Below are 13,489 nucleotides of genomic sequence, written 5' to 3'. Positions count from 1 at the left end.
ATTAACAGGGTTGAAGGAGAATAGTTTGCCATAAAGAGATTAATCTATGGGCAATTTGTTCATGGGTGTAAAGTTGGTGTACTCGCGCCATACCATAGCGGGCAATTTCTTGTCTCCATTCAGCATCGTTGATTAGTCTGGCGAGGATATCAGCCAATGCTTTGTGATCTTCTTCTGGAAATATCAAATCAGCACGACCAATGACATTGGGAATCTCACCTGAATTTGAGCCGATGACGGGAATTCCCATAGACATAGCTTCTATGAGAACATGACCGAATTGTTCCTTCCACGTTGGGGTTGAGCGAGAAGGTAATACTAAGACATCAAATTGGCTCAGTTCTGCGGGGGCTTGCTGATGAGGAACTGCGCCTCGCCAGACGATGCGATCGCTAATTTGCAGATTTTCGGCTAGTTTTCGCAGTGCTGTTTCTTCAGAGCCAGAACCACAGAGAATAATTTGACTATTGATGCCGCTATCGCGTAATTGAGCAACTGCTCTAAAAATTAGGTCAATTCCTTTGCTGTGAGCTAAACGACCGAGAAAGCCGATCTTAAAAGTAGATGTATTGGCTGTGGGTGATTTTATGGATGGGGCAAAAAACTCTGGATCAACTCCCATTTGCGGCATTACTTCTAATAAGCCACGATAGTTCCACTTTTCCATCACATTAGCTCCGTCTTGATTACCGGAGATAATTGCACTGGAACTATTCAAGACAAATTTGCATATCTGCCAACGAGCTAATGGTAACTGGCGCAATTGATTTTCCCAGCCAAAGATGATAATCGGTTTGTTGGTGATGCGAGCTAAAATGGCGACCTCGAAAGCGCAGATGGAAAAGACTTCTTCCTCGATTTGGATCAGATCGGGTTGAAAATCTTGCAATACTTTCCAGATGACCCAAGGGGCATATAAATGCGCTCCCACCCGTCCCGAAAACATCACGGGAGCCGAATAGAGATGCAGATGAGAATAAGGGCGTTCTAGTGGGATGAGACGATCCCATTCCAAGGCTTTCCAGTTACTGGGAGCTAGAAGAGCGACTTCAATATTTTCCTGCTGTGCGATGGCATTCAATTTGCCCTGGTTAACACCGACAACATAGGCATGACTGACAAAAAGAACTTTTAAAACTTTGGCTGTTATATTAATTTGGGCTGTGGGCAAATTGTCACGGTGTTTTTGTTTTAGCCTCATTTATTTTAGTTGGTTAGTATTCAAAAAACGATTTGTTTAGGCAATCAGCGCCCGAATTTTAGTCACAGTCCAATCAACTAACTTGGGTCGGTGTTGTGGTGCATACAACCATGTAATTGCCGGTTCAGCTAGAGGTAATGGCATCAATCCCACCCAGATAAACCAGAGGCTGTAGAAAAGTCGCTTTTGCCAATTAAAGTCTGAGTATTTCCAGAGACAACGAATTCCGGAGTAAATTAAATTTAGTGGGCGATCGCTCGGAACTGGATGCTTGTGAGGATCTAGGCGTAAAGAAATAATCCGCGACCATAAGCGTCCGAGTGAGCGTTGTTCTAAATCAGTAGGAACTTCATAGCCCAATGCTTTGGCTTTCTGGGTTAACAAAGCAAAGTTCTGTAAATCATGGCGCACAAAGCGTTGAAATCGAGCAGCCGTTACTGTTGCCAATGCCCACTGATTTGTATCATGAATTCTGTAAGCACCCAGTGGTTTTTCTATGGCAGCAACATCACCATAAAAAGGAACTTGGAAAGATAAATAGTCATCTGCGGTAAGTTTATATTCATCAGGAATGGGAAAAAGCTTTTCCAGAACCTGCGGATTTAGGGCATTACCGCTAGTGGGAGTGCTGACATATCCACCTTGATCTAAGAGGATTTTTGACACCTCTCCATTGGAAAGAGGGGCAGATCCTTGGGGAGAAGAGTAACCAAGAGATTTTCCAATCTTATCAACAACTGTTAAGCGATAGTGAACTTTAGAAAGTTCTGGTTTCCAGATAGCAACGATTTCTTCAACTGCATAAGGGAATAAATAATCGTCCGCATCTAGAAAAATAATGATATCGCCCTTACTTTTGGCAAACCCGCTATTGAAAGCCGCAGCTTGTTTGCTATTGGGTTGGAAGATGGGAATGATGCGATCGCCATATCCGGCAATAATATCACGAGAATTGTCAGTTGAACCATCATCAACAACAATAATTTCTGTATGAGGATAGGTTTGGTTAATGGCGCTATTGATTGCCTCTGGGAGAAAGCGATCGTAGTTGTAATTGTTGATAATAATACTAACAGTCAGATTATCGTTCATATTAAATCCTCAATGCTTAGATCAGGCTAATTTTTCCAAGTCTTTCCATCATAAAAACAATAACTAAATTTCCTTAAATTTTATAAATCCTAAATTTCAAATACTATCAACAGTCAGAAATTCCATTATGAACGTAAAGGATTTGGGAAAAGTATGTCTAAGAGTACCAATAAGACCTTCTATACCCCGATACCTTAAATTAAAAGCTGCTGCATGAATAATGGCATAAGGAAGATAAACCAGGGCTTTTAATTTACTATTCTCCGTAGCAAAATATCGCTTAAATGTCACATAAATACGGCTGGCATCATGATAAGGTTCATAGTATTTACGATTAATTTCTGAGGGAAAATGAAAATTAATTGCTTCTGGTAAAAGAATAATTTTAAATCCTTTCTCAATTGCTCTAGTTGTTAAATCAACTTCATCATTTCCGTAGACTAATTTCTCATCAAATAAAGTATTTGTGAATAAAGAGGCAGGGAAAACTGCACTATTAATCACAACTGTTTTGATGGTATCACCTTCTTTATAACTAACATTCTGCCATCCTACAAAACTTTGTTCTCCGGGAAAGACAAGTTGACCATTTTTATTTTCAATGCCACTGATAATAAGTTTATCAAGATTTTCTTGTTCAGCAATTTTTGCTAATTTATTGCACACTAGTTCTAAGAAATTATCATTTAAAATTACGTCATCATCAATAAAAAGTACCTGTGAGCCTGTTACCGCTTTCAATATATTATTTCTGTTTGCACCTAAGCCTTTACGTGGACCATCTAGATATTTCACTGTGGGAAAATGGGAAATAATGAGGCTTTTCGTCTCATCATTTGTACTATCATCGGACACAATTACTTCAAAGGCAGGATAGGTGGAACGTTCAACAGAATGTAAAGCTTTACTCAGTTCTTGAGGACGATTTCTGGTACAAATACAAACTGATACTTTAAAGTCAAATTCTATTTTTTTGTCAAAATTATTCATGATAAAGTCCTATTATTGTTTAAATTTTGGCAATTTTTTACAAAATAACTCAAATAATTGTCGTAAGTAACTCTTTGATCTTCTCTCCTGCCACTTTCCAATTGAGGCGTGACTCATACTCATGGAAAGCAGAAAGAGCTAGATTCTGATACTCTGAATAATTCATAAATAAGTTATAAATATATTCGCAATATTCAGTAGAATCGCTATCTTTATCAAATAATTTACCGTTCAAATCATCTTTAATGATGCTGGGAATTCCCCCAACTTTTCGAGAAATACAAGGGACACCTAATGAATTTGCTTCACAAAAAACTATAGGTGTACAATCAGCAATTGAAGGCAGAATTAAGAAGTGTGAATTAGCAATTAGCTGATAAATTTTATTTTTACCTTCAGGAGTAGATTTTTGAATAAAACCCAGAGGCTTAACAAAATCAGGGAGAGAACCTTCTACAATAGGTTGGCAACCAACAACTGTTAATTCTGTATTCAAACCTGAATTATTCAACTTTTTAGCTACTTCTAGAGCCACATTTCCTCCTTTGCGAAACCAATCAATCCCTAGAAACAGCAATTTACATTGATTTGTAGGTCTAGATGCAATCAGATTTTTAATTTCAGCAATATTTAGATTACTTTCAACATTAGCTCCAAAAGTTACTACTTTGACTTTATCTGGCTCGGCTTGATAATAATCAATAGCTGTTTGGGCTGCCCATTCAGAGGAATAAATTGCTAATTTAGATTTTTTTAAACTCATAGTTTCCATCAAATGTGCATTCTGGAAAGATTCCTGACAAAGATTACTGTACAAAGGGTAAAAATCTATCAGGTTGGCAAAAGTAGCATCTGCCCAAAAAACTATCGGCTGATTACATTCAAGATAGGTAATTGGATTACTTGCTGCACTAAATACAACATCAACTTTAGTGTTAGACAACTTTGCAGAAATTTGTCTGGCATAGTCTTTATAAATCAACAGTTCTGAATCTTTTATATAGTTATTTCCCAAAAACTTATGGTAACGATTCTTAAATTTACGCATAACTTGTAGGGCTAATCTATCTTCTAAAGGACCAATATACTCAAGAGGTATAGATTGTTGTTTAAGAGCCTGAGCCATATAATAACCGATTCCTGACCAATTGTCTCGAACCGCTAAAGTTGTTGCATTGAAAGGAGTAACGTAGGCTATTCTCATTGATATTTCAATCCTTTCTGCATAAATATCAGAGGAAATCTAAGGTTTAAAAACTTTTTTGGTTCCTGCCTCTGGTCAGGAGTCATTAAAGCAGTGAGATAATTTTAAAATTGGATGAAAAATGACATAATTCCTTATCTGCCTACAATCACTTCCTGGTAACTGCCTGATTTGAGAATTCGACCCTGTTCAAGTTGATAAATACAATCGCAATGCTCAATTGTGGAAAGACGGTGAGCAATAATAATGATTGTCTTACTACCAGTTAAAGCTTTTGTGGCTTCAGTAATCAGATGTTCTGTTTCACTATCTAAAGCGGCGGTGGCTTCATCAAAAACTAGTATTTCTCTCTCGTGATAAAGTACCCGCGCAATTCCCACTCTTTGGCGTTGTCCTCCTGATAAGAGAACTCCCCGTTCACCAATAAGAGTTTTCACCCCTTCTGGAAGTTGCTTGACTACTTCACTGAGTTGAGCCATTGCAATCGCTTTCTTTAATTTATTTTGGTCAATTAAATGATCAGCAACTCCATAAGCAATATTTCGTTCAAGGGTATCGTCAATCAAAAATATAGATTGGGGAACATAGCCAAGCATATTCTGCCATGAGCGTAAATCGCTATAAACTGAAACTCCGTCAACTTTGATATCTCCAAATTGAGGGAGAAAAAGACCGAGAATAACATCAACCAAAGTGGTTTTACCAGCACCAGACTTACCAATTAGTCCAATAGACTCTCCCTTGCGAATAGATAGGGAAATATCTTCTAGTACATTTCTTGTAGTGTTTGGATAGTGAAAAGTGATCTTATCTAAAATAACTTTATCAGCAAATCGAAATGTTTGCTGCCCTTTTGGCAATAATTTGTTAGAAACTCTAGCAGAATCAAAGTTAGTTATCAGCTTTTCTGTTTCCAATTCTTTAAAATCGAAAAATAGTCTATCTAGAGAATAACTGCTACTTCTAATTACATTAATGCCAGATATTAAATTTCCAACAGCCGGTAGTAGACGAACTGAGGCGAGTGCAAAAATTCCTAAAACCCCAGTCAGATTTTGCGTTTTATCTTGATTTAAGGTGATAAATAAAAATGTAAAGCCTATTAAGAAACTCATCATTAACGGCTCAAGTACAAAGCGGGGAAGATTACCATAGGATGAAGCTAAAGTGTTACTTTTGGCATAAATTTTTGACTGCTCCTCCATCTGATCCTCAAAATAGGATTCGCAACCAATAATACGAGTTTCTTTCAATCCCCCTAATCCATGATTTGTAATCCGAATCATCTCCCCATAAGCATGAAACCCCTCTTTACTCCAACGAGCTAAACGGTCTTTCATTGGATGCAACAATCCAAAAGAAATAAGTAGCAGCACCGCAATAAGAATTAAGGCGATCGCATTAGTTTTGATTAAAAGCAGCATTAATGCCAGGACGATTACAGTATTAGAGATAAATGTCAAAAATGTAGATACTACACCAATAGAAACGGCATCTGTTGTGTTAGTGATATTCTGAATAAGTGTTGCTGAATTAATCCGTAGGTGGTAGCTATAAGGAGCTTCGATATATGATTTTAGGAGTTTACAAGATAGTTCTCTTTTTAAACTAGAGCTAAATTTGAACACTGCTTTTTGAGCATTAAAAGCCAAGAATGCTTTTAGATAAAAAGCAATAATAACTACAGATCCTAGAATGATCAAAAATTTCTGTTCTGAGTTAAAATGCAACTGTTTGTAAATAAAATCTAACCAATAAATATTTTTGATTGAGTCTGGACTGACAGCGATCGCCATAAATGGCGCAATCATTCCAGTTCCAAAAACTTCTAAGCCAGAAACAAGGATGAATAGAAAAAGCATCGCTATAAGCGACTTGTGATTGCCTTTTGTAATATATAAAAGCTTGGTGAGAAAATGAGTCATGGGTGTTTAATTTCAAATGAATTAAATTTACGAAGATGTAAGAGTAACTCTAATTTTTTTAGCTTTGCAACACATAAACTAAGTCTATTATTAATGTTTTTTTGCCGAATTAGATAGTTGGCTCTTAAAATGGTAATAAGCTGGACGTAATTCCATAAATGATCGTCGTGCATCAAAGAAAACCTGCTGTTGCCAATGAGGCATTGAACACCACTTTTTATAGGCTGGTGTTGCAACCTTAGTCAGAAAATATTGCCACTTTTTGACCATATTATCTGGGTCTGTTTCCTTGGCACGAAGCCAGCCATTTTCAATCATTGCCCGGCGCAGTTCCTGATTATCCTGAAGCTGTTTGAGAGATGAAATAACCTCCTTGAGTGAAGTCGCCTCCAGATAATCTAAATCGCTTTTTCGCTCCGATTGAAAAGCAGATTCATAACTTAGAATTGCTGGTACACCTGCGTGCCATGCGTTATAAAGTTTTGAGGCAGGTTTTCCGCGCCAATCGTTTTGGTCACCAAAACTTCTTATGGCTAGAATTACATCAATGTCACTGTAATCATGCCATTCATGATGATTCAACTTCTTCTGAAATTTCAACCCTAAATCTTGAAGATGATCATACCAAGAGCGATCGTAAAATTCAGAGACTAAGTTGACTTCATTCCCTAAAAAAGTCACATTTTCAAAGGTATTGACCCGTTGTGGATTCCGAGGAATAATAGAAGGCTGTGGCCAATGGGGGATAAAGTGACTTTCCCACAGTGTCATAAACCGGCTAGGAATTGCTTGATAGGGATTTTGAACAACATGAAGTTGTGCGTAGGGATGCCTGTCTACATCTGCCCGCAGACACACCAACAGTAACTTTGAACCTGGCTTTATAGAATCATCCAGAAAATCACGGTGAGATAAAACAATACCTTCATCAGGCATCGTTTCTACTAGCTTGCAAGGAAAGCCATAGTCATTGAGGTAAAGATAGGTTTGTAATGTCCAAATACAGCCACCACCTTGCATGGGAGAGATAGAAGGGTGGGAAGACAACCACTCCCAGAAAGAACTAGCGTTTTGGGGTAAACCACAAGTAGGTAACTTGTCAGCGGGGATGTAAAAATAAATTGGCGGTAAATGCATAAAGAAGTAGTCAGACAAAATTAATTAGTTTGTTATTTGGGAATGTAATCTGAACAGTTTATGTATCGGACACCTTGATGATGCAGAATTATGTGTTTGCCCCTAGTAGAAGAATCTCTAATCAATAATTGCCCATCAGCTGAAATTAGGGAGTAATTTTGCCAATTTCAGTAAATATCTATAGAGCCATTCGGGCAATAAGAAGCCAACATTACCTATTCGACCAAAGTTTCCCTTTTTTATCTGTTTTAACCAAATAGAAAACCTTTCTGAGAATGGCATCGATCTCACTCGATCCAGAATCAATTTGTCATGATCAAAGGTGAAGGGAAATACTTTTTCTAAGAAAATATCAGGTTCATCAAGGAATATTTGATCTTTTAATTCTGAGGTTAAAGTTACACGAGGAAGATTAGTAGTCCGGAGATATAAGTTTTCTAAGGATCGCTTCCAGTTGATTCCTAAATGTGTCTCCTCAATCTTCTTTCTAGTCTTTTCACCAAGACATAGCCTGAATTCCTTATCTTCAGCCAAACGCGACAAAACGATTGTGTACTCTTCAAGATCCTGCACACGAATCAAGTTATCAGTCAGTCCGGGCATATCAGCGCCAAAGATTGCACAGCCATCGGAGGAGTATGGGTAGCGACTGACTAAAGGAATACCATAACTTCCAGCTTCCAATAGAGATGTGTTTGAGACAAAGGGAAAGGAGTCAACGTAAATATCAGCGGCTTGGTAGAAGACGGACGTGTGTTGTGTGTGTCCAAGCACTTTAATCCTTCCCTGTGTTTGTGCAATTGCCGATGACCAGTCTTCACTATCACCTGGTCCAATGACAATTAAAGTCGCCATATTGTGTTGTTTGAGAAATGGAACATGGGCATCGGCAAAGCTGATACCATGGGAATTTTTATACTTAACTGCCCTGGCAATGGAAAGAACTATAATGCTGTCTTCAGCAAAGCCAAGTTCTCTCTTGGCCTCTGTTCGAGAAAGCGTTCTTAAAGTTGGACTCAAAACTATCGGCAGAATTTCATTTCGTTTCTCTTCAATGCCTCTACGCTCTTGTGATAGGCGCATCCCAGATTCACGAAGATTAGCCACTACATCACTGATGCCGACTCCCACCCAAAAACGCTCATCAGCATGATTCACATAAATAATTGGTGGAGATTGCTCTTTGTTTGCAAATGCAATAGTAGGGATACTAGCGTCAAATATTGTATGTAAAACAACCATATCAAACGATGCAGCAATTTCACGTAGTTGCTGAGATCGGGCAATAAAACTGCCGATTGTTTCGTTGAGTGCATACATTTTGCCATGACTGTTAAATACGGCATCTTGCAACACTTTAGGGGTATCAGCTACTGCTTGTTGGATTAACACAACCGAGTGCGATCGCTCATCATCCTGCTGAATCCAGCGCCAAAGCAACCTGCCATGTCCACCAATACTCCATACACCAGAAACAACATGAAGTATGTTCTTTGGCATTCCATTTAACGGGCTGCTCTTAATGGGATAACGACTACTTTTTAAAGCCTTTAGTCCTATTGTCAGGAAAAGATGTTCCAGTTCTAGACTGGCAAAAATACCGCAATGTTTCATGAACGACGCGTATTCGGCTGCCATATCTCCATAAATAGCTGCCATGTCATATTTACCACACTGCTCAAAGTCTTTTGCCTGTGCAATCAGACTCTGGAATACCTCAAAGTTTTGTGGAATCAGGCGATTTCCCTCTTCTCTCCAGCAGCTTAATAGATCATTAGTTAACGTATTGCCCATATCTTTATCATTCTTTGACTAAATTCGACTCAGCTTAGGTGAAAATGATGATCAAACGACAATACCAGCAGATGGAGTTTTAGGTTTAACCCCCATATCAAGAAAAACATTAACTGCAATTTGTTGTGCGCGGGAATCAACCCGAGGATTCGTGACACCTGCGCTATCTAAGCCCCATATCCACTGAATAGAGCCTGTCGAAAAGACTTTTGCCCCACTGGCTGCTGTATAACGCACCGCATTTGCGATCGTTGTATTAGTTCCTGGAGGAAGAGGTGGAAGTGCACCTTGGGGTTGAACTGGTGATTGTGATAACACAACTAGTCCCGCTGGGGTAAAGCCGTTGTTCAATACGGCATCCCACTCGTAACCTACCAAACCTGTAAGTTTATCCCCATTCTGAAGTCCGGTGTTGGCATAGTAAGGATCGGAGGCATTACTCACAACATAGTCAAAACCTTGGTAAACACCTCCGGAACCAATATCCCCAGTGTATGCAACCCCCAGTAAAGCATTCTCAGGGCGATTGACTTCAGCACTACGGAACAGCGTGGTTGCCGCAGCAGGGTTAGTTTGGGCAATGGGGTCGAGTGCCGCACCTGTACCAATCCCCGACGTATCCTTATAGACAGTCATTACCCGGTTAGCTTGTCCGCTAGTGGAAGGCTCAAACCGGACTTGCCAATAAGCAGTATTAGCCGAGAAAAATGCCAAGTTAGTGCCATTATCTCGCGCTTGTTCAACATTATTGCGTTGTTCCATTGACCAATACTCATCGTGACCCACTGAGAGGAATGTTTTCTGAGAATATAGCTGCAAGGGATTGGTACTCGCGTCCAGGTTAGTGTAGTAGGTGACATCATAGCCCTGAGATTCCAGCCAGCGTGTCATGTTGTACTCCCAGGTCAATGTATTGTTGAACTGTTCTGAGGCAGAAGAGGTATTGTACTGGAATGGTCGGTCAAAGGAGACCTGATAGGCGCGTTGTCCACCGGAACTATTGAAGCCATAAAGGCTGTAACCACCATAGTTGTTATAGGCTGCCGCTGTGGCAATAGCATCCTGGAAACCAATATCAGCCGGACGATTATCATCCCGCAACACAAACTGGATGTAATTCTGCCTACCCGTTCTACTATCAGTCAACTTAGCAAAGTAAAGCCCACTGGTCCAGTCATTACCAGTTTGCAAAGTATAGGAGGTATTCCATTTGTACTCAACTAATCTGGTATTTGAATCAATCGTTGGACCTGCTTGCACGACACCATTAAGCCCGGTAATACTAGTAATGAGCCGACCTCCTGTACCACCATAGTAGCCCAACCGATAGACATCAATCCGGTACTGTCCAGCTTGGGCAAGGGAGACTTTAAAATTAATGGCTTGTCCTTTATTGATGCTTGTTGCGTCACCATAACCAACAATCTCAGTTGTTGCTTGACTAGTGCTAGGAATTTGCCAAGCGGTTGTTCCTGTTTTTTGGTTTTCTACAACGATCGCATTTTGAGCAGCAACAGTTACCCCTGCACTGGCAACATTTTCACTACTGCCCAGGTTATCAATGTAACTTGCCAACACCCGGACTTGCTGTCCTAAAAGAGCAGTTGTTAGCGTCAGAGACTTTGCTATTGATCCAGCAATATTCGTCCAGATGCTGTTTGTCAACTTCTGCCACTGATAGTTGATATTTACTCCTATTAGCCCATCGTTATCAAAAACCGTTTCGTCTAGAGTATAACCAATTGTTGCACTACCCTTCAGGATCACAGTACCTAGATCGTTGACGTTAACCACAGCAGAGGTAGCTGTGCTGAGGGGATTTTCACTGCTACCGAGAGCATTTGGCTAGTAGCTCCGGTAATATTTGTCCAGGTAGTACCGTTGCTGCTCTGTTGCCACTGATAGTTAATGGTTACACCCGTTAATCCATCAGCATCGGCAACATTTGCTGTCAGGGTTTGGTTTTGCGTTGCCGTGCCACCGATGCTGACTGTACCAGGTTTGTTATTGGGGTTGGAGACAGTGGGAGCAAAGACAACATCGCGGAAGTAATTTTCGTTCTGATAGACCTGAGTAGGGAATGCGCTTATAGTTTCATTATATACTCCCGCCCTGACTGGTGCCGTAAGGTCGCCATTGGTAATTGCAGTAGCAAATCCGTTTGGCGTATCGGCATAATAGCCGTTGGTGTTAACTGAAACTACATAGGTCGTATTGGCTGGAATCGTCACAGGCGTTGACAAAGCCTGTTGTTGCCAACCGGAAGCCGTTTCATTCGTAAAGGTCACGTTGGCCAGCAGAGTGCCGGTACTTGACCAAATGCGACCTACGTGAGTGCCGGTTTCACTGGGAGATTTGTAGTAACGAATGGCTTGAATCTGTCCGGCTTTGGCACTAGTAAATTTCATTCCCAATTCATAGTCCACCCCCGGTCCATCTGTAAAGTTGGGTTGGCTTGGCGTTGTCGTCGAGGCAAAAATGCTCTCTAGGAGAGCCGAAATCGGGCTACTCGCCAAACTCAAGATATTTTCACTGCCACCGAGGGCATCTGTATAGGTTGCATTTACTCTAACCTGTTGACCTATCAGGCTACTGTCTAATGTCAATGTTTGATTGGTAGCTCCGGTAATATTCTGCCAGGTAGTACCGTTGCTGCTTTGCTGCCACGTATAAGTGATAGATACTCCAGTTAACCCATCAGGATCAGCAATATTGGCTGTCAGAGTGTTACCCTGGGCTGTAACTCCACTGATAGCAACCGTACCGGGGTCATTAACATTACCTATGGCAGAGGTGGCTGTTTTGGCTAGTAGCTCCGGTAATATTTGTCCAGGTAGTACCGTTGCTGCTCTGTTGCCACTGATAGTTAATGGTTACACCCGTTAATCCATCGGCATCGGCAACATTTGCTGTCAGGGTTTGGTTTTGCGTTGCCGTGCCACCGATGCTGACTGTACCAGGTTTGTTATTGGGATTTGGGGCAGTGGGAGCAAAGACAATATCCCGAAAATAGTTGGAATTTTGATAGGATTGGGCAGGAAAACTACCTGGGGTAACGTCATATACACCATTACTGCCATCGGCTACTGCGCTCAGGTCGCCATTGGTAAGGGTAGTCCCCAATCCATTGCTGGTAAAGGCGTAATAGGTGTTGCTATTAACTGAAACAACATAAGTCGTATTGGCTTGAATATTCAATGGAGTTGCCAATGTTTGCTGTTGCCAACCCGAAGCAGTTTCATTGGTAAATGTTACGCTTGCCAGCAGGGTGCCTGTAGAAGACCAAATTCTACCAGTATGGGTACCTGTTTCACTGGGAGCTTTGTAGTAGCGAATAGCTGAAATCTGTCCAGATTTCCCACTGCGGAATTCCATCCCCAACTCATAATCTCCGGCACTGCCAGTTCCATCTGTCTTAAATTGTGCTGGTGTTTGCGTGGTAAAAACACTTGCCAATAACCCCTGGTAGGAGTTGATCTGGGAATCTGTAAAGGGTGTCTGAGTCTCAATAGTGCCTGTAGCATACTCCAGGGTCCAGTTGCCGCCCAAGGCAGAATTACCCGTTAAATCTGTAGAAGCCGCAACATCGCCTCCTGTCAAGGTACTGATCTCTTTGACGAAGGCTTGTCCCAAGTCTCCTGCCGCAATATTACAACCGTAAAACAGAATATCCGCATCTGGAGTCAGGGATGCTTCCCACTGTTTTAGTTCGTGGGTGTATTGCTGGAGAGAGTTTGCACTCAGAAAACTGTTGCCCAATTGTACTTGAGCGACATTTCCATGGGAGATAATATCAATACCTGTCAAATTTTGATAATGTCCCAAGGTTTCGGTAATTTGAGCAATACCGTCTCGCGTCGGATCGAGAAAAACTTTAACATCTGCTTGCAGTCCTGCCATGAGAGTCATGGCATCAGCAACTCTTGAATCAACAAAGGCAATGGTTGTTACCGCCGATTCCTGTAAGGGATCTCGATATTGTATAAATAAGTTTGAATTTAATGGCAATGACGATTCAGTTTCTGTAAACAACATTTGTTTTATCTATTTCCTATGCACGTATATTTACAGGGTTGAAGGCGTTGCTGATTAAGCCCACATTCTGCACCCTAAACTGTCACACAACGAAAATTGGTCGTTTGGGGA

Annotated in this window: 10 protein-coding genes; all 10 read right to left on the bottom strand. The window is 40.7% G+C overall.

Annotated elements, in window-relative coordinates; genetic code table 11:
- Position 1 precedes the first annotated feature (1 nt).
- Positions 2 to 1,201, bottom strand: a complete 1,200-nt coding sequence (locus AN490_RS00945) for a glycosyltransferase (RefSeq protein WP_299999076.1) — start codon at positions 1,199 to 1,201, stop codon at positions 2 to 4.
- Between the two features lie 36 nt (positions 1,202 to 1,237).
- Positions 1,238 to 2,293, bottom strand: coding sequence for a glycosyltransferase (locus AN490_RS00940; RefSeq protein ID WP_299999074.1), 1,056 nt, complete (start codon positions 2,291 to 2,293; stop codon positions 1,238 to 1,240).
- A 96-nt stretch (positions 2,294 to 2,389) separates the two neighbouring features.
- Positions 2,390 to 3,283, bottom strand: a complete 894-nt coding sequence (locus AN490_RS00935; RefSeq protein ID WP_299999072.1) for a glycosyltransferase family 2 protein — start codon at positions 3,281 to 3,283, stop codon at positions 2,390 to 2,392.
- Between the two features lie 49 nt (positions 3,284 to 3,332).
- A complete protein-coding gene (locus tag AN490_RS00930; protein ID WP_299999069.1) occupies positions 3,333 to 4,487 on the bottom strand; it encodes a glycosyltransferase family 4 protein in 1,155 nt (384 codons plus the stop codon).
- Positions 4,488 to 4,621: 134 nt separating this feature from the next.
- A complete protein-coding gene (locus AN490_RS00925) occupies positions 4,622 to 6,412 on the bottom strand; it encodes an ABC transporter ATP-binding protein (protein WP_299999067.1) in 1,791 nt (596 codons plus the stop codon).
- 90 nt (positions 6,413 to 6,502) lie between these two features.
- A complete protein-coding gene (locus AN490_RS00920) occupies positions 6,503 to 7,567 on the bottom strand; it encodes a hypothetical protein (RefSeq protein WP_299999065.1) in 1,065 nt (354 codons plus the stop codon).
- Between the two features lie 117 nt (positions 7,568 to 7,684).
- A complete protein-coding gene (locus AN490_RS00915) occupies positions 7,685 to 9,343 on the bottom strand; it encodes a glycosyltransferase (RefSeq protein ID WP_299999063.1) in 1,659 nt (552 codons plus the stop codon).
- A 51-nt stretch (positions 9,344 to 9,394) separates the two neighbouring features.
- A complete protein-coding gene (locus AN490_RS00910; RefSeq protein WP_299999061.1) occupies positions 9,395 to 11,137 on the bottom strand; it encodes a N,N-dimethylformamidase beta subunit family domain-containing protein in 1,743 nt (580 codons plus the stop codon).
- A complete protein-coding gene (locus AN490_RS00905; protein ID WP_299999059.1) occupies positions 11,116 to 11,949 on the bottom strand; it encodes a DUF4082 domain-containing protein in 834 nt (277 codons plus the stop codon). Before AN490_RS00905 ends, AN490_RS00910 begins: the two co-directional genes overlap by 22 nt.
- A 172-nt stretch (positions 11,950 to 12,121) precedes the next feature.
- On the bottom strand, positions 12,122 to 13,378 hold the full coding sequence (locus tag AN490_RS00900; protein WP_299999056.1) for a DUF4347 domain-containing protein: 1,257 nt from the start codon (positions 13,376 to 13,378) through the stop codon (positions 12,122 to 12,124).
- Positions 13,379 to 13,489: the final 111 nt, after the last annotated feature.

It is taken from the genome of Anabaena sp. AL09, from assembly GCF_001672255.1.
GTDB lineage: Bacteria > Cyanobacteriota > Cyanobacteriia > Cyanobacteriales > Nostocaceae > Dolichospermum > Dolichospermum lemmermannii.
Note: the sequence above shows the minus strand (reverse complement) of the source record. Positions and strands in the feature narration are given on the sequence as shown.

Excerpts from the sequence above, each read along its gene's own strand:
- AN490_RS00945 (WP_299999076.1), bottom strand. The coding sequence starts at position 1,201 with ATGAGGCTAAAACAAAAACACCGTGACAATTTGCCCACAGCCCAAATT.
- AN490_RS00940 (WP_299999074.1), bottom strand. The coding sequence starts at position 2,293 with ATGAACGATAATCTGACTGTTAGTATTATTATCAACAATTACAACTAC.
- AN490_RS00935 (WP_299999072.1), bottom strand. The coding sequence starts at position 3,283 with ATGAATAATTTTGACAAAAAAATAGAATTTGACTTTAAAGTATCAGTT.
- AN490_RS00930 (WP_299999069.1), bottom strand. The coding sequence starts at position 4,487 with ATGAGAATAGCCTACGTTACTCCTTTCAATGCAACAACTTTAGCGGTT.
- AN490_RS00925 (WP_299999067.1), bottom strand. The coding sequence starts at position 6,412 with ATGACTCATTTTCTCACCAAGCTTTTATATATTACAAAAGGCAATCAC.
- AN490_RS00915 (WP_299999063.1), bottom strand. The coding sequence starts at position 9,343 with ATGGGCAATACGTTAACTAATGATCTATTAAGCTGCTGGAGAGAAGAG.
- AN490_RS00900 (WP_299999056.1), bottom strand. The coding sequence starts at position 13,378 with ATGTTGTTTACAGAAACTGAATCGTCATTGCCATTAAATTCAAACTTA.